The 21,894-nt window shown below is 71.0% G+C and carries 18 protein-coding genes and 1 tRNA gene; 9 read left to right on the top strand and 10 right to left on the bottom strand.

Annotated elements, in window-relative coordinates; genetic code table 11:
• Nucleotide 1 precedes the first annotated feature (1 nt).
• The 3 genes from ACYVC6_RS04970 to ACYVC6_RS04960 all read right to left on the bottom strand — a co-directional run bounded on the left by ACYVC6_RS04970 (nucleotide 2) and on the right by ACYVC6_RS04960 (nucleotide 6,102).
• A complete protein-coding gene (locus ACYVC6_RS04970) occupies nucleotides 2-1,945 on the bottom strand; it encodes a clostripain-related cysteine peptidase (protein WP_460711576.1) in 1,944 nt (647 codons plus the stop codon).
• 29 nt (nucleotides 1,946-1,974) lie between these two features.
• Entirely contained in the window at nucleotides 1,975-4,050 is a 2,076-nt protein-coding gene (locus ACYVC6_RS04965; protein ID WP_460711574.1) for a PrsW family glutamic-type intramembrane protease, read from the bottom strand.
• 63 nt (nucleotides 4,051-4,113) lie between these two features.
• Nucleotides 4,114-6,102 (bottom strand): clostripain-related cysteine peptidase, encoded by a 1,989-nt coding sequence (locus tag ACYVC6_RS04960; protein ID WP_460711572.1) that lies wholly within the window; start codon nucleotides 6,100-6,102, stop codon nucleotides 4,114-4,116.
• A gap of 274 nt (nucleotides 6,103-6,376) precedes the next feature.
• On the opposite strand from ACYVC6_RS04960, the gene ACYVC6_RS04955 reads away from it, so the two are divergent.
• From ACYVC6_RS04955 to ACYVC6_RS04935, 5 genes are all read left to right on the top strand, one after another.
• Complete coding sequence (locus tag ACYVC6_RS04955; RefSeq protein ID WP_460711570.1) at nucleotides 6,377-9,328, top strand: (Fe-S)-binding protein; 2,952 nt, start codon at nucleotides 6,377-6,379, stop codon at nucleotides 9,326-9,328.
• Nucleotides 9,329-9,419: 91 nt separating this feature from the next.
• Nucleotides 9,420-10,346, top strand: coding sequence for a hypothetical protein (locus ACYVC6_RS04950; protein WP_460711568.1), 927 nt, complete (start codon nucleotides 9,420-9,422; stop codon nucleotides 10,344-10,346).
• A gap of 92 nt (nucleotides 10,347-10,438) precedes the next feature.
• A complete protein-coding gene (locus ACYVC6_RS04945) occupies nucleotides 10,439-10,990 on the top strand; it encodes a toxin-antitoxin system HicB family antitoxin (protein ID WP_460711566.1) in 552 nt (183 codons plus the stop codon).
• A 94-nt stretch (nucleotides 10,991-11,084) separates the two neighbouring features.
• Nucleotides 11,085-11,909 (top strand): DUF4097 family beta strand repeat-containing protein, encoded by an 825-nt coding sequence (locus ACYVC6_RS04940; RefSeq protein WP_460711564.1) that lies wholly within the window; start codon nucleotides 11,085-11,087, stop codon nucleotides 11,907-11,909.
• A gap of 73 nt (nucleotides 11,910-11,982) precedes the next feature.
• Nucleotides 11,983-12,129: a hypothetical protein gene (locus ACYVC6_RS04935; RefSeq protein WP_460711562.1), complete on the top strand. Its 147-nt coding sequence runs from the start codon at nucleotides 11,983-11,985 to the stop codon at nucleotides 12,127-12,129.
• Between the two features lie 7 nt (nucleotides 12,130-12,136).
• Here ACYVC6_RS04935 and ACYVC6_RS04930 read toward each other — a convergent pair whose 3' ends face one another.
• The 4 genes from ACYVC6_RS04930 to ACYVC6_RS04915 form a co-directional block, all read right to left on the bottom strand.
• The gene (locus ACYVC6_RS04930) at nucleotides 12,137-13,075 is read right to left on the bottom strand and encodes a siderophore-interacting protein (protein WP_460711560.1); all 939 of its coding nucleotides are present in this window, start codon (nucleotides 13,073-13,075) and stop codon (nucleotides 12,137-12,139) included.
• A 33-nt stretch (nucleotides 13,076-13,108) separates the two neighbouring features.
• The gene (gene dcd, locus ACYVC6_RS04925; protein WP_460711558.1) at nucleotides 13,109-13,684 is read right to left on the bottom strand and encodes a dCTP deaminase; all 576 of its coding nucleotides are present in this window, start codon (nucleotides 13,682-13,684) and stop codon (nucleotides 13,109-13,111) included.
• Nucleotides 13,685-13,758: 74 nt separating this feature from the next.
• Nucleotides 13,759-14,775 (bottom strand): cupin domain-containing protein, encoded by a 1,017-nt coding sequence (locus tag ACYVC6_RS04920; protein ID WP_460711556.1) that lies wholly within the window; start codon nucleotides 14,773-14,775, stop codon nucleotides 13,759-13,761.
• The gene (locus ACYVC6_RS04915; RefSeq protein WP_460711554.1) at nucleotides 14,772-16,151 is read right to left on the bottom strand and encodes an FAD-binding oxidoreductase; all 1,380 of its coding nucleotides are present in this window, start codon (nucleotides 16,149-16,151) and stop codon (nucleotides 14,772-14,774) included. The genes ACYVC6_RS04920 and ACYVC6_RS04915 overlap by 4 nt, the downstream gene beginning before the upstream one ends.
• Before the next feature lie 157 nt (nucleotides 16,152-16,308).
• Between ACYVC6_RS04915 and ACYVC6_RS04910 the strand changes: the two genes are divergently transcribed.
• Nucleotides 16,309-16,381 (top strand) — tRNA-Gly (locus ACYVC6_RS04910).
• 144 nt (nucleotides 16,382-16,525) lie between these two features.
• A complete protein-coding gene (locus ACYVC6_RS04905; RefSeq protein ID WP_460711552.1) occupies nucleotides 16,526-17,164 on the top strand; it encodes a DUF2461 domain-containing protein in 639 nt (212 codons plus the stop codon).
• On the opposite strand, the gene ACYVC6_RS04900 is transcribed toward ACYVC6_RS04905, so the two are convergent.
• The gene (locus ACYVC6_RS04900; protein ID WP_460711550.1) at nucleotides 17,148-17,597 is read right to left on the bottom strand and encodes a nuclear transport factor 2 family protein; all 450 of its coding nucleotides are present in this window, start codon (nucleotides 17,595-17,597) and stop codon (nucleotides 17,148-17,150) included. The two genes, ACYVC6_RS04905 and ACYVC6_RS04900, sit on opposite strands and share 17 nt — an antisense overlap.
• Before the next feature lie 118 nt (nucleotides 17,598-17,715).
• Here ACYVC6_RS04900 and ACYVC6_RS04895 point away from each other — a divergent pair, with 118 nt between their 5' ends.
• Nucleotides 17,716-18,324, top strand: coding sequence for a hypothetical protein (locus ACYVC6_RS04895; protein WP_460711548.1), 609 nt, complete (start codon nucleotides 17,716-17,718; stop codon nucleotides 18,322-18,324).
• Between the two features lie 4 nt (nucleotides 18,325-18,328).
• Here ACYVC6_RS04895 and ACYVC6_RS04890 read toward each other — a convergent pair whose 3' ends face one another.
• On the bottom strand, nucleotides 18,329-18,787 hold the full coding sequence (locus ACYVC6_RS04890) for an RrF2 family transcriptional regulator (protein WP_460711546.1): 459 nt from the start codon (nucleotides 18,785-18,787) through the stop codon (nucleotides 18,329-18,331).
• A 219-nt stretch (nucleotides 18,788-19,006) separates the two neighbouring features.
• Between ACYVC6_RS04890 and ACYVC6_RS04885 the strand changes: the two genes are divergently transcribed.
• Nucleotides 19,007-20,920, top strand: a complete 1,914-nt coding sequence (locus ACYVC6_RS04885; protein ID WP_460711544.1) for an acyl-CoA dehydrogenase — start codon at nucleotides 19,007-19,009, stop codon at nucleotides 20,918-20,920.
• A gap of 58 nt (nucleotides 20,921-20,978) precedes the next feature.
• Here ACYVC6_RS04885 and ACYVC6_RS04880 read toward each other — a convergent pair whose 3' ends face one another.
• A complete protein-coding gene (locus ACYVC6_RS04880; RefSeq protein ID WP_460711541.1) occupies nucleotides 20,979-21,854 on the bottom strand; it encodes a LysR family transcriptional regulator ArgP in 876 nt (291 codons plus the stop codon).
• Nucleotides 21,855-21,894 lie beyond the last annotated feature (40 nt).

The following is a 21,894-nucleotide window of genomic DNA, read 5'->3' as shown; positions in this document are numbered from 1 at the left end:
GCTACTTCACCGCCTGGGTGGTGAACGCCGCCGCCACGTTGCCCTGCACATCGGCCACCAGCACACCCATCTCGAACTGGGTGCCGACCGGGAGCTTGGTGAACGCGACCTGGAGCGCGTCGGAGACCGCGATGGACTCCGACGACAGCACCTTGGACAGGCTGCCGGACTCGGGGACGAAGACGTACGGCGTCAATCTGCCGCCGTTGACCAGATTCGTTCCGCCGGCGGCGCCTCCGGACACGTCGACGAGCGAGACGCCCTCGATCTGGCCCTCGCTGCTCAGCAGCACCCGCACCCCGACGTCGGAGACGCCGCCCTCGGGCGAGGTGTACTGCATCAGGAACGACCCGACGAAGCCGCCGGACTGCGCCTGGTAGCTGGCGGTCACCGGGATGCTCTTGCCCCCGTCGCTCAGGGTCGTGAGCGCGTAGTTCCAGACACCCTGGACCTGCCCCTCGCCACCCGCGTTGACGTAGGCGGGAAGAGCGACGGCGAGCGCGTTGGCCTGGCCACCGATGGCGGCGTAGACCTGGGTCTCGGAGGCGGTCACGTTGGCGGCCGCGCCGGAGGTCAGCTGTCCGGCGATCTTGATGCCGGTGGCGTCCGCGAGCAGCACCTCCGCCTCGTCGCTCACGAAGCTGACGCCGTCACCGCTCGGCTGGCCGCCCACGCCCTCCTCCAGGAAGGCGCGGACGAACTCGCCCCAGCCCCTCGGGGCCGTGCCGTCCTCGAGATAGGGGCCGACCCGGCGCCGGTCGGTGGGCAGGAAGACGTTGAGACCGGTCGCCTGCTCGGTCGCCCGGCCCAGCACCTGGGCGCTGACCGAGGCCTCGAGGGCCGCGAACGCGGCATCCCGGGCGACCTCGACGTCCGGTGGGAGGTTTTCGAGGTTGCGGAGGAAGTCGCCGAGGTCGATGAGATCGGCCGAGCCCTCGTCATAGCCGACGACGAACTCGAGAGACTTCGCGCGCGCCCGCGCCACCTCCGTGGCGATCTCGTCCATGTGCTCGACAGCAGCGTTGGCGAACGACTCGACCGCCGCGTCGAGGCGCTGCACCTCGTCGCCGCCCACGACCGACATGGCCGCCAGGTCGCGATAGGTCTGGCCGCCCTGGGTGGCGATCTCGTCGAGCAGCTGGCGGTAGCCGTCGATGAGCGCGGCACCCACCTCGTCTGCGGACCCGTTCTGGGCCAGCACCGGGAAGCCCTGCGGTGACAGGGGGTACTGGATCATCAGCTCCTCGGAGCCCGCCATGGTCCTCGCCAGCGGCGCCAGCGCCGAGGCGGTCTCGTAGGACGACATCAGGCAGGCCGCGTGGTAGAGCAGGTCGAACCGGTCGATGCCGGCGCGCGCCATCCCAGCGGCCATCCCTGCCCTGATGTCGGGAATGGTCATCATGGTGGCGCCGGGCGGGCCGGTGTCGAGGTAACCACCCGTGTTGCCGCCCCCGTGGTCGAACAGGGTCAGCCCGTACTTGTCCGCGGGGAATCGGTCGGCGGCCTCCTCGATGAACGCCGCCAGCGCGTCAGGACGCCCCATGGAGACCTCGCCGAGGTCGCGCACTTCGTTGAACTTGTTGTCGTCGAGCACCAGCAGCTTGGCCGTGGTGAACTGGTCGAGCCCGGGAAGCGTGCTGCTGGGGGCACCCGGGTCGTTGCGCTCCGGCAGGTCGAGCATTACGACGACGTTGACGTTGTCGGCGTCCGGCAGCGCCGCGAGCTGGGTGAGGTTCTCCACCATCAGCTGCGACACGTTGGAGGTGTCCCCCACCGCGTAGACCATCATCGTCCAGTCGTCGCCGCCCGCGGGAGCGGCCGCCGGAGCCCCGGCGGCCGAGGCACCCGCGAGCGTCGCGGCGACGACCGAGGCCAGGGCCGCCGCACCCGCCACGGCCCTCGTCGTCGACGAGGTCGTGGCGGTGCGGCGGCTGGGTGATGTCATCTCGACCTCACTTGATCATCGGTTGATGGTCACTGGATGGTGCTGACCAGGTCGTTGAGCATCGCGTTGTAGCCGTCGACCAGCTCGGGCGTGCTGTCGAGCGCACCCTGCTCGTAGAGGCCGAACGCGGTGATGCCCGTGCCGTCCTGGGTGATGAAGTAGTAGCCGAAGCCCTCCACCGGGAACGTGCCGCCCTGCTGGGTGGCCATCAGACCGCGGTAGAACAGGGTCTGCGCCTCGACCACCGCCGACGTCGGCAGCGAGACCGCCTCCGGCTGCGTGTACTCGAGCTCCTGCACCCCGAAGCCCACGAGACCGTTGAGGTGGTCCGTGATCAGCCCCTCCATCTCGGCCGGGGACGGGGTGACGACGGCGATGAAGTAGCCACCTGGGCCCCAGAGCTGGGCGAAGCCGGTCTCGGAGAACTCGACCTCCCAGCCGTCGGGAACCCGGAAGCCGGCCACGCCGAGGTCGACGATGTCCGAGCCGCTGGGGTCGTCCGGCTGCGGGCCGCCACCGATGCCACCGGAACCGTCATCGGTCGCGGTCTCCTCGTCGGTGAGCTCGTCGGTCAGCGCTCCGGAGAACGACGCCAGCTTGGCGCTGGACTCCGTGCTGGACCCGTCCGACTCCTCGGCAGGGTCCGGGTCGGGTCCCGGCGGGTCGGCCGGCTCGGGCGCGTCCTCGGTGGTCGGGCCCGCCCCGAGGTCCGGCTCGAGCACGATGCCGGAGTCGTCGGGCGACAGCGGCGCGTCGTCCGCCCCCGCCGCGGCCACGCCCTGGCCGATAGCGCCACCGAGCACGATGGCCGCCACCACGGCACCGACCACGACCGCGGTCCGGGAGTTGTCCCGGGGAGCCACACCGGCCGGGACCGGCTTGAGCGACGGCTTCGCCGCGACCTCGGCGTCCGGGGTGCGGTTGCGCAGCCGGGTCACCTTGCTGCCGGCGCGGGTCGCGGTGCCGCACACGACGCAGAAGTTCGCGCCGTCGAGCAGCGGCATGTCGCAGGACGGGCAGTACGCCGTGCCCCGGGCCGCGTCCTTGAGCGGCGACCCGCTGTTGGCGCCCTCCAGCGCGGCCTCGAGGACCGCGAAGTGCAGGAGGTAGCGGAGCCGGACGACGAGCACGCCGGCGATGAGCGCGCCCCAGACCAGACCGATGACCGCGCCGGCCGTGCCTTCCACGCGCGAGGCCAGGTAGAGGCCGCCCTGGAACAGGATGTTGGCCAGCAGCGCCTCACCGAGGCCGCGGAGGTAGGCCGGCTTGAAGCCCTCGAAGCCACTGCCCAGACCGGACCAGGCCGCGACCGCGATGCCCGTGGCCGCGCCGTAGACGATGGGCTTGACGATCGCCGCGGACAGGATCAGGGACACCCAGAAGCCCGCGTCGGGGCTGTCGATCGAACCGAAGCTGCTGAACAGCGAGCGGTTGACCACGATCGTCTCGGCGGCGGCGAAGCTCGCGCCGGCGGCGACACCGAAGGTCAGGCCGTCGATCATGTCGTCGAACTGCGGTCGCGAGGCCAGGAACAGCGGCCCCACCTGCTTGAGCAGCTCGCTGACGATGGGGACGAGCAGGACCAGCACCAGCAGGCTGCTCCACCTCACCCCGGCGGCACCCTGCCCGAAGTCGACCGGCGCCACGTCGTCACCTAGCAGCCCCGCGTGCCAGAGGAAGGTGAAGCCCACCCCCAGCGCCGCGGCCGCCCCGATCGTGCCGAGCACGACGGGGACCGGCTGGTCCTCCCACTCGTTGACGTCATACATGTAGACGACGTAGATCGCGGGCACCACCAGCGCCGCGGCCACGAACGCGAACGCGAGGTAGCCGAGCGCGCCGGCGATGACGGGGATCAGCAGGCCGAGGCCCAGCGCCCACCTGTAGGTCTGCGGCGCCGAGCCGCTGGCCAGCGGCATCAGCGACGTCACCATGTTGAACGACATCACCGGCTCGCCGGGCTGCAGGGCGAAGGACTCCCGGCGCTCGGTGCCGCCTGCTCCCAGCTCGGCCCCGGTCACGGGGTCGAAGCGCGCGCCGGGTGGCGCCACGGGCGCGGACGCCGCGGCTGCGCCGCCGTCTGGGCTCTCGGGTGTGGTCGTCATGACTGTCCTCCGGTGTGTGAGGTGGTGCTGGGGATGAGGTGGTCGGTGGGTGTCATCGTTGGGTCACCGCACGGTCTCGGTGACGAAGGCGATGTCGAAGTTGCCGGCCAGGTCGGCGACGCCGACGCCCATGTCGAACGACGTCCCCTTGGCGAGCTGGGGATAGGAGACCTCGGTCTTGTCGTTGACGGGCACGGACTGGCTCGACAGCTCGAGCTGGAAGCCACCGCTCGACGGGACGATGAGGTAGGGCGTGAGCGAGCCGCCGTTCTCGAGGTCGATGCCCGCTTGGGCGCCGCCACCCAGGCTGATGTCGGACACGGTGATGCTCTCGATCTCACCCTCGCTGGAGAGCAGGACCTGGATCTCGACGTCGGTCTGGCTGCCGTCGGGCGCGGTGTAGAGGGCCTGGAACCAGCCGAGCAGGCCGCCGGACTGGGCCTGGTAGACGGCTGAGGCCGGCGCCCGCTTCTTGCCCGACTGGAGCGTGGTGACCGAGAAGTTCCAGACTCCCTGGACCTGGCCACGCCCGCCGGAGTTGAGGTAGGCCGGCAGCGCCACGGCCAGCGCGTCACGGCCGTCGAGCTGGGTGTAGACCTGCGTCTCGGCGGCGGCGACGTTGTCCTCGTCGCCCGACTGCAGCTGGGCCGCGATCCGGATGCCGCCCGGCCCGATCTCCAGGACGTCGGCCGTGTCGCTGGTGAACTCGGCGGACCCGTCGGGCCCACCGCTCTCGGTGGCGAAGTCGGCGTAGGCCTCGACCAGCCGGCCCCAGCCCGGCGGCGCGATGTTCTGCGCGACGTAGCCGCGGGCCTGGCGGGGGGTCTCTGGGAAGAACACGTTGAGACCGGTCGCCTGCTGGGTGGCCCGCCGGGTGACCTGGTGCAGCACCGCGGCGTCGAGGGCGGCGTACGCGGCGTCGCGGGCCACCTCCACCTCCGGAGGCACGTTCTCGAGCTGGCGGAGGAAGTCGCCGAGGTCCACGACGCTGAAGCCCCCACCCTCCTCCTCGCCGAGCAGCCCCGTGACGAACTCCAGGGAGCGACTCCGAGCGCGAGCGATCTCCGGCGCGATCTCCTCCATGTTGGCGACCGCCACCGCAGAGAAGGCCTCGAGTGCCGCGTCCAGACGCTTCATGGCGGCCCCGTCGACGACGGAGAGCACCGAGAACGCGGCGATGTCTCCGTAGTTGTCTGCCGTCTGTGCGTATCCCTCGATGTTGGCCAGGCCCCACTCCTCGCCGGACACGTCCTCGCCGAGGCTGGCGATCGCGTCGGTGTCGAGGGTGAAGTCCCCGAAGGTGACCTCCTCCGAGGCGACGTGCACCTTGGCCAGTGGACCCAGGGCGGATGCGGCTTCGTAGGCGGCCATCAGGCACGAGTCGTGGTCGATGAACTCGAACTCGTCGATGTCCCCGCGCTGCATGCCGGTGATGATCCCGGCGCGCATGTCGGCAATCGTCAGCTGCGACGTGGACGGGGGCCCGGTGTCCGCATAGCCGCCGGACCAGGCGCCGCCGTGGTCGGACAGCACCAGCCCGTACTTGCTGGCCGGGAACCGGTCCGCGGACTCCTCGATGAAGGTGGCCAGCACATCGGGACGGCCCATCGAGATCTCGCCGTAGTCCCGGATCTCGTTCCAGCGCCCGTCCTCGAGGACCACCAGCTTTGCGGTCGTGAACGGTGCGAGGCCGGGGAGCGTGGCCTGCGGGTAGCCGGGGTCGGTCTGCTCGGGCAGGTCGACCAGCGCCACGATGTTGACGTTCTCCATCTCGGGGATCGCGGTGAACGCGGCGAGGTTGGAGATCATGTCGTTGGCGATGTTGGAGGTGTCCGCGACGTCGTAGATCATCAGCGTCCAGTCCTCGTCGCCCTCGCCCGCGGCAGCCGCCGGGAGTGCGGTGCGCGCCGACCCGGCGCCCGACACACCGCCCGACACACCGGACGCGGACGAGCTGCTCAGCGCGGCCAGGCTGGTGAGGCCCAGCGCCGCGGCCAGTGCGGCAACCGCGAAGCGCCGCGCTCCTGGGCTGCGTCGAATCGTCGAACCCACGGCGGTCGTCCTTTCGTGGCGCTCGTGCCCACTTGCACGTGCCCCGTTGTCGAGCCGGCCACGATCCGGCGAGGGCTAAGTCTGCATAGTGCTGATCCGCTGGTAAAGCACCCATTCGGGTCATATCGACGCGCAGACGTCCTAGGTGGTTCCCCCGCCTGGACGGAAGTTACCGGACAGTAGACTCCGTCGGGACTCGGGCGCACTAGGCTCGCCGCTGCCCGTTGATCTGTCAGGCAATCCAGCTGGCAACCATCCGGCAACATCGCGAGGAGTGACCGTGGACCTGTGGGTGCTGATCGTCGGGCTACTGATGCTGGTCCTGGCCCTTCCGGTCGCCGGCCGCCGGGTCTTCTTCCTGTTCCGGCTCATCACCAGCGGCCAGCCCGCGCCGGACCGGCTCGAGAACGTCAGCCGGCGGCTGGGCCAGGCGGTGAAGAGCCAGGTCCTCGAGGTCTTCGGGCAGCGCAAGCTGCTCAAGTGGTCGGTGCCGGGCGCCGCCCACTTCTTCGTGTTCTGGGCCTTCCTGATCCTGGGCTCGGTCTACCTCGAGGCCTTCGGCATCCTCTTCAGCCGCAACCCACACTGGGCCATCCCGATCGTCGGTGAGTGGGACGTCCTCGGGTTCGCGCAGGACTTCATCGCCGTCATGTGCCTGGTCGGCCTGGCGACGTTCGCGCTGATCCGGCTGCGCAACAACCCTCACAAGCTCGGTCGTCGCTCTCGCTTCAGCGGCTCGCACCTCGGCGGCGCCTGGGTGATCCTCGGGATGATCGTCAACGTCATCTGGACGATGTTCCTGTTCCGCGGCGCGGCAGCGGCGGGCGGCAACCTTCCCTACGGCGACGGCGCCTTCGCCTCCACGGCGATCGGCAAGGTCCTGGACGGCCTCTCCCACGACGCCCTCGAGCTCCTCGAGGGAGTGGGGCTGCTGCTCCACATCGGCGTGATGCTGGCGTTCCTGGTGATCGTGCTCAACTCCAAGCACCTCCACATCTTCGTGGCGCCCCTCAACGTGCTCTTCAAGCGCGAGCCGGTGGCGCTGGGCGCGGTGAAGCCGCTGACCAACGCCGGTGTGCCGGTCACCCTCGACGACCTCGATGACCTCGACGAGGACGCCAAGCTCGGTGTCGGGTCCATCGAGGACTTCAGCTGGAAGGGCCTGCTGGACATGGCGACCTGCACCGAGTGCGGTCGTTGCCAGTCGCAGTGCCCGGCGTGGAACACCGAGAAGCCGCTGTCTCCCAAGATGCTGATCATGAACCTCCGCGACCACGCGTTCGCGAAGGCGCCCTACACGCTGGCCTCCGAGGCAGACCGGGCGAACCTGCCCGCCGACGTCCTGGCCGAGGCGGAGCGCCCGCTGGTCGGAGAGACCGAGGGCCTGGCGTGGGAGCCCGAGGGCGGCGCGGTCATCGACACCGACGTGCTGTGGTCCTGTGTCACCTGCGGCGCATGCGTCAACCAGTGCCCGGTCGACATCGAGCACGTCGACCACATCATCGACATGCGGCGCTACCAGGTGCTCGTCGAGGCCAACTTCCCGGCCGAGCTCAACCAGCTGTTCAAGGGGATGGAGAACAAGGGCAACCCCTGGAACATGTCCGCCACGGCCCGGCTCGACTGGGCCAAGGACCTGCCCTTCGACGTCAAGGTGGTCGGCGAGGACGTCGAGTCGCTCGACGAGGTGGAGTGGCTGTTCTGGGTCGGCTGTGCCGGCGCCTACGAGGACCGGCAGAAGAAGACCACCCGTGCCGTCGCCGAGCTGCTCGACATGGCCGGCGTCTCGTTCGCCGTGCTGGGCAACGGCGAGACCTGCACCGGCGACCAGGCCCGCCGGGCCGGCAACGAGTTCCTGTTCCAGCAGCTGGGCGCGCAGAACGCCGAGACCTTCAAGGAGTTCAAGGTCAAGAAGGTCGTCTCGACCTGCGCCCACTGCTTCAACACCCTGAAGAACGAGTACGCCGCGTTCGGTGTCGAGCTCGAGGTCACCCACCACACCCAGCTGCTCAACCGGCTGGTGCGCGAGGGCAAGCTGACCCCGGTCAAGGAAGGTGCCGGCGCCGCGAAGCGGTCGATCACCTACCACGACCCCTGCTACATCGGCCGCCACAACGGGGTCTACTCCCCGCCGCGCGAGCTCCTCCAGGTGCTCCCCGGGGCGGAGTTCGTCGAGATGGAGCGCCACTCCGAGCGGTCCTTCTGCTGCGGCGCCGGCGGTGCCCGCATGTGGATGGAGGAGAACATCGGCGAGCGGATCAACGAGAACCGCACCAACGAGGCGGTCGGCACCGGCGCCGACCAGATCGCCGTGGGTTGCCCGTTCTGCCGGGTGATGCTCTCCGACGGGCTCACCGCCGCGCAGGCCAAGGGCACGGCCCGCGAGGAGGTCGAGGTCCTCGATGTCGCGCAGATGCTGCTCGCCTCGGTCAAGGGCGAGTCGGCGACGAGGGCACGCGCCGGTGGCTCCGCGTCGGCGGCGGCACCGTCCGAGTCAGGTGGGGGCACCGCGACACTCACCGAGGAGCGCCCAGCCGAGACGGCGGAGAAGCCTGCACCTGCCGCGAGCGGCGGCGGGTCGCTGTTCGACGTGGGCGGCGACGAGCCCCCCGCGGCCGGGGAGAAGCCCCCCGCCGCGAAGCCCGCCGACTCCGGCGGCTCGCTGTTCGACCTCGGCGGCGACGAGCCCGCGCCGGCGCCGGACAAGGAGGCGCTGAAGAAGACCGACGCCGAGCCCGCCCCCAAGGCGGCCGAGCCGACCGCGGAACTCGGCTCCGGCGGCTCGCTGTTCGACATCGAGCCCGAGGCGAAGCCCGAGCCGGCAGCGGAGGCAGAGCCGGAGCCGGCAGCGGCAGCCGACTCCCCGATGGTCGAGCCTGTCGAGACCCCCGCAGCGAAGGCACCCCAGCCGACCCCGGCCGCCGACCTGTCGTCCGGAGGCTCGCTCTTCGACATCGCCGCGCCTGAAGCGGTCGGGGCACCGGCCACCAGGGACGCCGAGCCCGACGCGGATCCGGAGCCCGAGGCCAAGGACGAGGCGCCGGTCAGCGGCGGCGCAGCGCTGAGCCAGGCCGCCACCTTCGACGAGCCCGAGGTCGAAGAGGTCGAGCCCGAGCAGGTGGATGACGAGCCTGAGGAGAAGTCCAAGCCGGCCTCGTCCGGCGGGGCCAACCAGCCCAAGACCGACGTCGACATCTCCGGCACCAGCTCGCTCTTCGACCTCTGACGCCCAGAGGTCCAGGCGCGTAGCGGGCGTCAGGTCCGTCTGGGCCGAGCCGGAGGGCCCGTTGGCTCCGGAGACCTACCGTGGTCACGTCATGAACGTCGACGAGTACGTCGCCGCGCGCTACGGACGGCTGCTGGAGCGGGCCGTCGAGCTCGGGGCGCCCGAGGGCACGGCGAGCGAGTACGTCGACCAGGTGCTCCTCGACCAGCAGAAGGCGATCCGGAGGGCCGACGACCCCGACCCGGACGTCTACGCCGCGCTGGAGCGCGCCGTGCTCAACGTCCCCGAGCCCGGGCGCAGCCCCTGGCCGTGGGTGGGGCTCGGCCTGCTCGGCATCGGCGTCACCGTGGCCGTCGTGCTGGCCCAGGAGCCGGCCACCGAGCCGATGCCGGCACTGTTCGGCTACTCCGGTGAGCGGGCGGCGGCACTGCTCGAGGACCAGGGCTATGACGTGGTGCTGCGGCCGGTCAGGGAGTGCGAGCCCCTCGGCCAGGTGCTGACGTCCGCGCCGCAGGCGGGTGAACCCCTGGAGGAGGGCGGCCGGGTCGACGTCTTCACCGCCGTCCCGTCCGGCTCCAACTGCGAGGCGCAGTTCGTCAGGAGGGGTGACGCCTGGGACTTCATCGACTTCGCGGTCACCGGCGCGACCAGCCCGGAGTTCGCCCGGACCGTCAGCGTGGTCATCGACGGTGTGGAGGGAGAGCCCCGCTCGGGCGTGGGCGCCGCGCGCTCGGCGAGGTGGGAGGCCCTGCGGGCGCTGATCAGGAGGCAGGCCCACGCCCCGGCCAGCACACCGACCCGCCAGCCGATGCTGACCGTGACCCAGGGGGTGCCTCCGCCGGCGACCTGCGGCATCCCCCGCCCCGCAGCCGCGGGCGAGCGCACGGCGCTGCGGCTCCGGATCGACGGCCGCCGGATCGGGCAGACGCTCGGCTGCCCCCTGGTGATCGACCTCTACCGCGACTCCGAACGGGTCATCGACGGCGTGGTGATCTACACCGCGGTCGACCCGCCCTGACCGCGGTGTACCACCGATCTGATGTCATCTCGCCAATCACTGACATCAGTCTGCCCTTGACATGACATCACTATGGTGTCATTGTGGTGCACATGGACATCACCCCGTACGTCGAACGGTTGCGCGCCGACCTCGCCTCGGCTGCCGAGGCCTCGGGTCCTGAGGCCCGCGAGCTCGCCGAGCGGCTCGGCTACGCGCTCGACTCCTCGGCCCGGCTGGCGATGATGGAGGCCATCTCCCACGCCGCAGCCGAGATCACCTCCGAGATGGCGGCCGGCGGCGTCGACGTCCGGCTCGACGGCCGCGACCTCGAGTTCGTGGTCGACCAGGCCCCGGCCGGACCGCCGGCCCCACCCGCTCCCCCGAGCCCGCCCTCGCCCCCGTCCCCGGACGAGGTGGAGGACGGCAACGTCGCCCGGATCACCTTGCGTCTCCCCGAGGCGGTCAAGGCCCGCGCCGAGGAGTTCGCGGCGCGCTCCGGCCACTCGCTCAACACCTGGCTGGTCAACGTCGTCCGGGCCGCCACCCGCGAGGACGCCATCAACGTGGACGTCGACCTGTCGAGCATCCGGATGCTCGGCGACCAGCTGAGCGACATGTTCGGCAACAAGCGCGGTGAGCGCCGCATGACCGGCTGGCTCTGACCGGCCCACCCTCGACACCACCGACCAGCACCCACTTCCGGGACCGGCGTTCGCCGGCCCCGTGGACGAACACACCCTCGAACAGGAGCACGCCATGTCCGACCACCGCTTCGAGACCCACGAGCCCGTCGACCTCCAGGTCGAGATCGGCAAGGGCTCGGTCACGGTCACCTGCACCGACACCACCGAGACCCGCATCGAGGTGGAGGGCCGAGACGCCGACCAGACCCGGGTGGAGCAGCACGGCTCACGCATCGAGGTCATCGGCCCGAAGCAGCGCGGCGGGTTCTTCGGCGGCGACGCCGAGCTCTACGTGACAGCGGTCGTCCCGACGGCCTCCAACGTCGCGGCCAAGACCGGCAGCGCGGACGTCACCATCGAGGGCGACGCCGGCTCCACCGCGGTCAAGAGCGGGTCAGGCGACGTCAAGATCGACACCTCGCGCGGCCCCGCGGTCGTCGAGACCGGCTCGGGTGACATCCAGCTGGACCACGCTCAGGCCGACCTCCGGGTCAAGAGCGGGTCGGGCGACGTACGCGTCGGGCACACCGACCGCACAGTGGTCGTGTCCACCGGATCGGGGGACGTGAAGATCGACGCATCGCACGCGGAGACGGTCGTCAAGACCGGCTCGGGCGACCTCCGGGTGGGCCAGGCACACGACGACGTCAGCCTGGCCACCGGCAGCGGCGACTTCGTCATCGACCACGCCCACCGCGGCCGACTCACGGCCAAGGGCGCCTCCGGCGACGTGCGCGTCGGCATCCCGGCAGGGCTCCCGGTGTGGACCGACCTCACCACCGTCTCCGGCAGCATCCGCTCGTCCCTGGAGGGCGCGGGCCAGCCGGCGCAGGGCCAGGACCACGTCGAGCTGCGCGCCAAGACCGTCTCCGGGGACATCGTCCTCACCCAGGTCTGAACAGCACCGCGGGACCGCCGGGATGTCGGTGGTCACCGCAAGACTCATGACACGACCACCAAGGAGCACCGCCATGGACACCACGATGATCGAGGCCCAGGCTCGACACCAGATCGCCGAGCGCGTGGCCCGCGCGTCGGCACCACAGATCCCGGCCGCGCCGCGCCGACACCGGCTGGCCCAGGGCCTGCGCCGGTTCGCCGACAAGCTGGACAGCTGACCGGGCGCTATGCCATCGAGACGCCGAGGCGCCAGTAGCCCATGAACGCCACCTGACGCCGGTCGAGTCCGAGGTCCCTGACCAGCACGCGCCGCAGCCCGGTCACGACCTTCGACTCACCCGCGATCCAGACGTACAGGTCGTCATGGCTCGCCCAGTCGGTGCCGACCGCCTCGCCGGAGGACGAGTACGTCGGCGTCTCCCACAGGTCCGGGTCCACCTCGTCGTCGCCCACCTCGACGGCCACGGGTGCCACACCCATCGTCTCGAGCGCCGCCGCGTGCACCAGCGAGCCCAGAGGTCGCCGGTCCCTGGGCAGCCACCGCACCTTCATCCCGGGTGGCGCCACCAGATCCTGGACATCCTCGGTCAGCGGCACCTCCAGCAATGCCGTCCCTGTCGCGTCCGCTGGCAGGTCCCGCAGGATCCCCGCGATCGCGGGCACCGCGGTCTCGTCGCCGACGAGCATCACCCGGCGGGCCTCGCCGGGGGCGAACTCGATGCCGCCGTACGGGTGGCCGCGGCGTGGCGCCATCACCACGAGCCGGTCGCCGGCCTTGGCGCGCGACGCCCACGCGCTGCCCGGCCCGACCTTGCCCCCGTCGTGGTCGTCGTGGAGGACGATGTCGACGACGAGCCGGGTGTCCTCGCCCGACCCGACCACGGCGCGGACCGTGTAGGTCCGCAGGTGGCCGCGCTCCTCGACCGGCCGCGCGAGCCAGCTGTCCCACCAGGAGTCGTCGGCCCCCTCGAACGACGGCACCGGACCGTGCTCGTGCGGCAACACCAGCTTGATGCGCTGGTCGTAGGTCGGGCCGTCGCAGCCCAGCTCGGCGAAGGCCGGACTGCCGAGCTCGAACCGCGCGAAGCTGGGCGAGAGCCGCTCGACACGGCGCACCTCGACCTCCTCCAGGAGCATGCCGAGGTGGGGAAAGGTCACCGTCATAGTTAGGCAAGCCTAACCTGACCGGTGGAGTCGTCAGATGTGGGTGCGGTGGAAGTTCTGGAACGACCTCGAAGGGGTCGGGCCACGCTGGCCCTGGTAGCGCGAGCCGTACTTGTCGGAGCCGTAGGGATGCTCGGACGGTGAGGACAGCCGGAAGAAGCAGAACTGCCCGATCTTCATGCCCGGGTAGAGCTTGATCGGCAGGGTCGCGACGTTGGCGAGCTCGAGAGTCACGTGCCCGGAGAAGCCCGGATCCACGAAGCCGGCGGTCGCGTGGGTAAGCAGGCCCAGCCGGCCGAGCGAGGACTTGCCCTCGACCCGGGCGGCGACGTCGGCGGGCAGCGTGACGACCTCGTAGGTCGACCCGAGCACGAACTCGCCGGGGTGCAGGATGAACGGCTCGTCGCCCTCGGGCTCGACCACCCGGGTCAGGTCCGACTGGTCCGCGGCCGGGTCGATGTGCGGATATCGGTGGTTCTCGAAGACCCGGAAGTACCGGTCGAGCCGCACGTCGATCGAGCTGGGCTGCAGCATCCCGGGCTCCCACGGTTCCATCACCACACGACCCGCCTCGATCTCGGCGAGGATGTCTCGGTCGCTCAGCAGCACGGCGACAACCTACCGGCGGCGAACCGGCCGCGACGACGCCGGTGAGCGTCGCCGCGGCCGATGGCACCGGCGGATCAGTACGTCGGGGGGACGCCGGTCAGGTCCGGCACCGTCTGGACGACCAGCACCGGGCTCAGCCGGGTGCTGTCCTGCACGGTCTGCCCACAGAGAGTGACCACGTGCGCGCCGGGGGTGATGGTGACGACGCGGTCCAGGGTCACGGTCTGGTGGACCGGTGCGCTGGCGCCGTACGAGCCGGGGATGACGCGCCCCGAGCCCGTGCAGACCTCCGCGTCGACCACGGCGTACAGCAGTGCCTTTCCGGGCTGGCCCTCGAACGCCGCCACGCCGCTGATCCTCAGGGCCTCGACACCCGGCGGGACGACCAGGGCGAGCGGCTCGACGATCGGGACCGGCGTGGTCGAGGTCGTCGCACTGCCGCCCTGGTCGCTGACCGCGATGCGGTCCAGGTAGGCGGCCGGAGCACGTCCGCCCAGCCGGTCCGTGTCCCCCGCGACCTCGGCTCGCGCCGCCGTCGCCGCCTGGCCGGCCGTCACCGCATGCGCGACCGACAGCTTCGGAGCCTGCTGCTGGACGACCGTCGCGGACACCTTGGCCGCGATCTGCTGGACCTTGGCCTTCGTGAGGCCCGCAGCGGCTGCGGGTCCCGTCGTGCCCAGCAGGAGCAGCGCGACTGCCACGAGGCTGGTGGCCACGAGCCCGGCGGCCCGACGGGGCCGCCAGCCGATCCGCCGGTCGAAGCCCCCCGGTGAGTGGACGTTGAGGAACCGGACGTCGTCCGGCCCCTCGTTGTCCAGCGCGTGGTAGGTCCCCTCGGGCACGAGGACGAACGTCCCCGGGCCGGCCCGGAGCACCCGGCGGTCGTCCCCGACGGTGACCGTCAGGGTGCCGTCGAGGACTAGCCACGAGTCGTCCTCGGCGTCGTGTACATGGCCGGAGACACCCTGCCCCGGCGTCAGGGTGACGACGCCGAGGTTGAAGAACGGCGTGTCGACGGTGCGCGCGAGGAACTCGACGTTGCCGACGCGGTCACCCTGTCCGGGCTCGACCACGACCACTTCGCGGGTCATCGGGCACCCGCCTCGGTGAGGGCGGATGCGGTGACGACGCCGCCGAAGACGTCCGTCGGGTCGACGGCGGCCTTGACGCGCCGGAGCCGGTCGAGCACCTCCGGCGGCCAGGGGCTCGCGTGGGAGCCGTGACCCAGGAAGTTGACCAGCTGGGAGCCGGTCGACCAGGCGCCGAGCGCGTCGACCACCTGCGCGGCCACCGCCGGGGCCACGGTCGCCAGCGGTGGCGGCGCGGGCGCGACCACCGTCAGCGCGAAGGCACCGTCGCGGCCGGCGACGGCGTTCGGGACGGCCGCCTGACGACCGAGGGCGCCGCCCATCAGGCGGATCTCGGCCACGGCGAGCGGCACGTCGACGCCCGGGCCGGCGACCGCGAGCAGCGCGTCGACGAGCTCCCCGGGCATGGCGCTCAGGAGCGCGCCGCGGGTCACGGCCGGGACCGGCTCCGGCGGGTCCATGTGGATGCGGTCGACCTCGGCGTACGGCATCGGGCCGAAGCCGCCGAGCACGGGCTGCGCCAGCCCGGTCATGGGGGCGAGCAGCACCTCACCCTCCTCGGCGGACCCGGTGAAGCCGAACCGCAGCGACAGGGCGACGGTGCCCTGCAGTGGTGGCGGCACGCTGTCGAGAGGCGGAAGCCGTAGCAGCGCGACCGAGGTCGTCGCCTCCTCGGGCAGCGTCGGCGCCCACCTGCCGAAGGCGCGCAGGACCGGTTCGATGCCCTCGCCGGTGAAGAACATGGCGCCTCCGAAGAACCGTGGCACCGGCAGCAGGTCGAACTCGATCGCGGTCACGATGCCGAAGCTGCCCTGACCGCCGCGAACGGCCCAGAAGAGCTCGGGGTCGGTCGCGGCGGTGACGGTGCGCAGCTCGCCGTCGGCAGTGACCAGCTCGACGCTCGTCACGTGGTCGGCCGCGAAGCCGTGCCGCCGGGCGAGGTGGCCCATCCCCCCTCCCAACGTGTAGCCGACGACGCCCACCCCGGACGACGACCCCGACAGCGGGGCCAGTCCGTGCGGGACTGCGGCGTCGATGACCTGCCGCCACCGCACGCCGGCCTCCGCCCGCGCGGTCCGGGCAACCGGGTCGACCTGGAGACCCTGCAGGTGCCGGGTGGACACGAACACGGTGTCCTCGGCGGGGGCCGCGGCGCCGTGGCCGGTGGCCTGCACGGTCACCTGCAGCCCGGCCGCGCGGGCGAACCGCACGGCCGCCGCGACGTCGGTGGCGGCGCGGGCGGCGACCACGACGGCGGGTCGGTGGGTGACGCTCAGGTTGAACGCGGCCACCTCGGCGGCGGCCGCGGGGTCGGTGGCGGCGTACACCTCACCGGCCACGTGCTGCGCGAGCCGGTCGCGCAGGTATGACGTGTCCATCTCAGTCCTCCTCGAGGCCCCCGCACGGTGCGGTGGGCACGACGTCGAGGCTCGGACTAAGGGGTCACCTCAGGCATGAGGAATCCACGCAGACCTCGGTGCCCTCCGTGGCCCGGGCAGGCTGGGATAGCATCGCCCCGCCGGTTCCGACCGGTCTGCGGATGTAGCTCAGTTGGTAGAGCGCGACCTTCCCAAGGTCGATGTCGCGAGTTCGAATCTCGTCATCCGCTCGAGCGAGCAGCCGTCCGCGAGGAACGAGCGGACGGCGTCGCGAGCGAAGGTCGAGCAAGCCCCGCGGCCGAGGAACGAGGCCGCGACGGGCGAGTCGAGACCACCGCAGCGAGGGCTGGGACGCAAGCACGACCGGAGGGCGCATGGAGTTCAACGGGTTCCCCGTCGCCGCCCTCGACTTCTACGACGACCTCGAGATGGACAACACCAAGTCCTTCTGGGAGAAGCACAAACACGTCTACGACGAGGCCGTGAAGGCGCCGATGCAGGCGCTGATGGCCGCGCTCACGCCGGAGTTCGCGCCGGACGGTCAGACCGCCAAGATCTTCCGGCCCTACCGCGACGTCCGGTTCGCCAAGGACAAGACGCCCTACAAGACCCACCAGGGCGCCTATGTCGCGGTCGCCCCGTCGACCGGCTGGTACGTCCAGGTGTCGGCCGGCGGTGTTCGCACCGGAGCCGGGTTCTACGAGGCCAGCGGGCCGCGACTGGCGGCGTTCCGGGATGCCGTCGCCAGCGACCTGACCGGTCCGGAGCTCGCGAAGATCCTCACCAAGCTCGAGAGGTCCGGAGTCACGATCGGCGGCGACAAGCTCAAGACCACGCCCCGGGGATACGACGCCGACCACCCCCGCATCGACCTGCTGCGGCACAAGTCGCTGACCGTGGGCCGCGAGCTCGGGTTCGGGCCGGAGATCTCCACACCCAAGTTGCTCGACCTGGTCCGCAAGGACTGGCGCGCCTACCGGCCCTTCGTCGAGTGGGTCACGACGCGGCTGTGAACGACGCCATCGTGCGGTCCGGCTCCCAGTAGGCCTTCATCGACGCGACCGTCCCGTCCCCGTTGACGACGTAGACCATGATCAGGTCGGTGACCGTGTAGCTGCCGTCCGGGAACGAGGTCTTGATCCGGCCGAGGTTGGCGCAGGTGTTGCCGTTGGCGAACGACTCGTTGATGGTGAACTCGAACTTCTCGATCGGCTCGATCGCGAGCTTCCAGAACGCGGAGATTCCCTCGTGACCGTGGTGGCCCTTGCCCTCCGGGTCGAACATCGAGGGACCGACCGGGTCCTCGAGGACGGCGTCCTCGGCATAGACCGTGAGCCACTCGGCGAGGTCGCCCTTGGCCACCGCGGAGTAGCTGCGCTGGGAGGCCGAGCGCGCCGGGTGCTCCTCCGTCGAGGCGTTCCAGGTGATGGCGTCGGAGGTGATCATCCCGGCATCGTACGGCCGAGACTGGAACGTGTTCTAGTGGTGCACGTCACGTCGACCGGACCGCTGCGCGACACGTTGGGTTCACCGTGGCGTCGCAGGCCGCCGGGAGCCTGGACCCATGGCGAAGCAGAGGGCCTTCCTCCATGTCGGGCTGCCGCACAGCGGTGGCGCCCTGTTCGACGCGTCGCTGCGACGGCACGCGAGCACCCCCGTGGGCCTGGTCGACCGGGGCGGGCGGCGGGTCCGCCTGCCCGCCCGCTCCGAGATGGAGATGTTCAACGCCGCGGTCGAGATGCGCCGCGACCACCGCGCGTGGGACCTGCGCCGCAAGGACGTCGAAGGGGCGTGGGCACGGCTGTGCCGTCGCGCCATCAAGAACAAGGACACGGTGGTGTTCAGCCACCACCTGCTGGCCGGCGTACCGCCCGAGGGCATCGCCCTCATGGTCGACCAGCTCCCCGGCTGCACCGTGCACGTCGTCGTCACGGTCGGGTCGCCCGACCCGCGTGCCGCGATGTTCCCCGAGGACTACGACCTGACCTCGGTGGTCGACCGCTGGTCCGCGGCCGTGCAGCGCCCCGAGCGGCTGCACCTGATCCAGGTCGACCCGGCCCGGCCCGACGACGCGTGGAGCCGGTTCGGCGAGGCGCTCGGCATCCAGACCCGCGGCCTCGAGCTGCCGGCCAAGCCCGCCCCGGCCACCGACCCAGCCGCGCTGCGCGGGTGAGTAGCTAGTGCGGCTGCCAGGCGTCCTCGTCGGCGGTCCTGGTGGTGACCGCCTTGGGGAGCCGGCCGTCGGCGAGCTGCTGGATCGACACGTGCTCGAACACGTCGCGCAGCGAGTGGCGGGCCGCGATCCACACGTGCTGGAGCACCTCGGCGGTCTCGTTGTAGGACACCGCCTCGGGCCGCAGCCCGTAGACCGAGACCAGCGGCCCGTCCACGGCGCGGATCACGTCCGCGACACTGACCTGGTCAGCGGACCGCCCCATCCGCCAGCCGCCGGACTGGCCGCGTTGCGACATCACGATGCCGGCGCGGCGAAGGTCGGCCAGGATCGCCTGGAGGAAGCCGTGAGGGATCTCCTGCAGCCGGCCCAGCTCCTCTGCGCTGACCGGACGGCCGTCGACGCGCGACGCCATCTCGATCAGCGCCCGCAGGGCGTAGTCGGACTTGGCTGACACCCGCATGAGGGCGAGTGTGTCAGAAGTCGATACAGATTCCTCACTTACTACGTGTTGACGGCCGCTGCCCCGCCCGCGGTCCGCACGAGACGTGCCTCACGACCTTCGGCGTTCGGGTTGCGGAGCCGTAACCCGCCACCTACGCTTGAAGTTACTGACTAGTAGAACCCGCTGGTAACCCCAGCGGCACCGCCTGCAGCGACATCCGACGAAGGGGTGCGTCCCGTGAGCCACTACAAGAGCAACCTGCGCGACATCGAGTTCAACCTCTTCGAGGTGCTCGGACGGGACGACGTGCTCGGCACGGGCCCGTTCGCCGAGGTCGACGCCGACACCGCACGGTCGGTCCTCGCCGAGGTCGACCGGCTCGCCCGTGAGGACCTGGCGGCGTCCTACACCGACAGCGACCGCAACCCCCCGGTCTTCGACCCGGCCACCAGCAGCGCGCCGCTGCCCGAGTCGTTCACCAAGAGCTACCGCGCGTGGATGGACGCGGAGTACTGGCGTCTGCAGATCAAGGAGGAGATCGGCGGCACCTACGCCCCCTCCACGCTCAACTGGGCGATCGCGGAGATGGTGCTCGGGTCCAACGCCCCGATCTGGATGTATGGCTGCGGCCCGGCGTTCGCGGGGGTCATCGAGCGCAACGGCAACGAGCGCGACAAGCGCATCGCCCAGCTGATCGTGGAGCGCGAGTGGGGCACCACGATGGTGCTGACCGAGCCCGACGCCGGCTCGGACGTCGGCGCCGGCCGCGCCAAGGCCACCCTCAACGACGACGGCTCCTGGAACATCGAGGGCGTCAAGCGCTTCATCACCTCCGGCGAGAGCGACCTGCAGGAGAACATCATCCACCTGGTGCTGGCCCGCCCGGTCGGCATCGAGGGCGTCGGGGGCCCGGGCACCAAGGGTCTGTCGCTGTTCATCGTGCCGAAGTTCCACTTCGACCACGAGACCGGCGAGCTCACCGGCGCCCGCAACGGCGCCTACGTCACCAACGTCGAGCACAAGATGGGCATCAAGGTGTCCAACACCTGCGAGGTCACCTTCGGCGACCCGGGCGTGGGCGGCGGCGAGCCGGCCCAGGGCTGGCTCCTCGGTGAGGTGCACAACGGCATCGCGCAGATGTTCCAGGTCATCGAGAACGCCCGGATGATGGTCGGCACCAAGGCCATCGCCACCCTGTCGACGGGCTACCTCAACGCGCTGGACTACGCCAAGTCGCGCATCCAGGGCGCCGACCTGACGCAGTCGGGCGACAAGACCGCGCCCCGCGTGACCATCACCCATCACCCGGACGTGCGCCGGTCCCTGATGGTGCAGAAGTCCTTCGCCGAGGCGATGCGCGCGCTGGTCCTCTACACGGCGTCGTGGCAGGACAAGGTCCAGATCGCCGAGCACGAGGGCACCACGGACAGCGACGACACCAAGCTCGCGATGGCGGTCAACGACCTCCTGCTCCCGATCGTCAAGGGCTACGGCTCGGAGCGCTCGTGGGTGCTGCTCGGCACCGAGTCGCTGCAGACCTTCGGGGGCTCCGGCTTCCTCCAGGAGTACCCGCTCGAGCAGTACGTCCGTGACGCCAAGATCGACACGCTCTACGAGGGCACCACGGCGATCCAGGGGCAGGACTTCTTCTTCCGCAAGATCGTCAAGGACCAGGGCCAGGCGCTGGGTCACCTGGCGAAGGAGATCGAGTCCTTCATCGGCAGCGAGGCAGGCAACGGTCGCCTCAAGGTGGAGCGCGAGCTGCTCGCCACCGCCCTCGAGGACGCCAACGCCATCGTCGGCCACATGATCGACGACCTGATGTCCGCGGACCCGTCCTCCCAGAACTCTCAGGGGAAGCCCGGCGAGATCCGCAACATCTACAAGGTCGGGCTCAACACCACCCGGCTGCTGATGGTGCTCGGCGACGTCGTCTGCGGCTGGCTGCTGCTGCGCCAGGCGGAGGTCGCCCTGGAGAAGCTCGGCGGCGACCCGGCGTCGATCGGCGCCAAGGACAAGGCGTTCTACGAGGGCAAGGTCGCGGCCGCGCAGTTCTTCGCGCAGCACAACCTGCCCAGGATCAGCGCCGAGCGCGCAATCGCCGAGGCGACCGACCTGTCGGTCATGGACCTCGACGAGGCGGCCTTCTGACGCTCGGGCCCGCACGACACACCTGACCCGCCCGTTCGGAACCTTCCGAACGGGCGGGTCAGCGTCGTAGGTGGGCGGAGGAACACCGTCGTACGGCGTCGGTGAGCCTCGACAGGGCTGCCGAGTCGATCCGCCAGCGCTGCCAGTGCAGGTGCACGTCGTGGTGGCTCCGCCCGCCGAGCGTGACGAGGGTGCCCGCCTCGACGGCCGGGCGGAGCTGCGGCTCGGGCAGCATGCCCCAGCCGAGCCCGAGACGCACGGCCTCGAGGAAGTCCGCACTGGTCGGGACCAGGTGGACCACATCCGGGTCCGTGACCCCGCGAGCACGGAGCAGGTCGTGCTGGAGCGCGTCCTTCGCGTTGAAGACGACGACCGGCATCCGCTGCCAGTCCATGCCCCGCCCCGCGCGCCAGCGCCGCGCGAGCTCGGGGGTCGCCGCCGGCCGGTAGCGCAGGAACCCGAGGTGCTCGGCCCGGCAGCCCTGGACGGGGTGCGGGTCGCTGGTGACGGCCCCCAGGGCCTCCCCGCTGCGCAGCAGCTCGGCGGAGTAGGCCTGGTCCTCGACGACCAGGCGCACGACGAGATCCTCGCGGCGGGCGACCTCGGCGAGCACGTCGCGGAACCAGGTGGCCAGCGAGTCCGCGTTGACGGCCACGGTCATCTCGACCCGGCCGTGCTGGTCGCGGAGGGTGGCGCGCGCCTCGGCGTCCAGCAGCTGCAGCTGGCGACCGAGCCGGACCAGCGCGGTGCCCGCCTCCGTCGGGACGCACGGCGAGCCCCGGCGGACCACGACCTGTCCTGCCTCGTGCTCGAGAGCCCGGATCCGCTGGCTGACCGCACTGGGCGTGACGTGGAGCGCGCGCGCCGCTGCGTCGAAGGTGCCGTGGTCGGCGATCGCCACCAGGGCCTCGACACCGGCGGCGTTGAACGGCATGTAGCTATGCTAATGGTTGGTCAGAAACATTCGCTGGTCT

The sequence above is a fragment of the Nocardioides dilutus genome, from assembly GCF_054779555.1.
The sequence above is the reverse complement of the archived record's forward strand: the minus strand, read 5'-3'. Positions and strand labels throughout refer to the sequence as shown.

Excerpts from the sequence above, each read along its gene's own strand:
- ACYVC6_RS04970 (WP_460711576.1), bottom strand. The coding sequence starts at position 1,945 with ATGACATCACCCAGCCGCCGCACCGCCACGACCTCGTCGACGACGAGG.
- ACYVC6_RS04965 (WP_460711574.1), bottom strand. The coding sequence starts at position 4,050 with ATGACGACCACACCCGAGAGCCCAGACGGCGGCGCAGCCGCGGCGTCC.
- ACYVC6_RS04950 (WP_460711568.1), top strand. The coding sequence starts at position 9,420 with ATGAACGTCGACGAGTACGTCGCCGCGCGCTACGGACGGCTGCTGGAG.
- ACYVC6_RS04945 (WP_460711566.1), top strand. The coding sequence starts at position 10,439 with ATGGACATCACCCCGTACGTCGAACGGTTGCGCGCCGACCTCGCCTCG.
- ACYVC6_RS04940 (WP_460711564.1), top strand. The coding sequence starts at position 11,085 with ATGTCCGACCACCGCTTCGAGACCCACGAGCCCGTCGACCTCCAGGTC.
- ACYVC6_RS04935 (WP_460711562.1), top strand. The coding sequence starts at position 11,983 with ATGGACACCACGATGATCGAGGCCCAGGCTCGACACCAGATCGCCGAG.
- ACYVC6_RS04930 (WP_460711560.1), bottom strand. The coding sequence starts at position 13,075 with ATGACGGTGACCTTTCCCCACCTCGGCATGCTCCTGGAGGAGGTCGAG.
- ACYVC6_RS04920 (WP_460711556.1), bottom strand. The coding sequence starts at position 14,775 with ATGACCCGCGAAGTGGTCGTGGTCGAGCCCGGACAGGGTGACCGCGTC.
- ACYVC6_RS04915 (WP_460711554.1), bottom strand. The coding sequence starts at position 16,151 with ATGGACACGTCATACCTGCGCGACCGGCTCGCGCAGCACGTGGCCGGT.
- ACYVC6_RS04905 (WP_460711552.1), top strand. The coding sequence starts at position 16,526 with ATGGAGTTCAACGGGTTCCCCGTCGCCGCCCTCGACTTCTACGACGAC.
- ACYVC6_RS04900 (WP_460711550.1), bottom strand. The coding sequence starts at position 17,597 with ATGATCACCTCCGACGCCATCACCTGGAACGCCTCGACGGAGGAGCAC.
- ACYVC6_RS04895 (WP_460711548.1), top strand. The coding sequence starts at position 17,716 with ATGGCGAAGCAGAGGGCCTTCCTCCATGTCGGGCTGCCGCACAGCGGT.
- ACYVC6_RS04890 (WP_460711546.1), bottom strand. The coding sequence starts at position 18,787 with ATGCGGGTGTCAGCCAAGTCCGACTACGCCCTGCGGGCGCTGATCGAG.
- ACYVC6_RS04880 (WP_460711541.1), bottom strand. The coding sequence starts at position 21,854 with ATGCCGTTCAACGCCGCCGGTGTCGAGGCCCTGGTGGCGATCGCCGAC.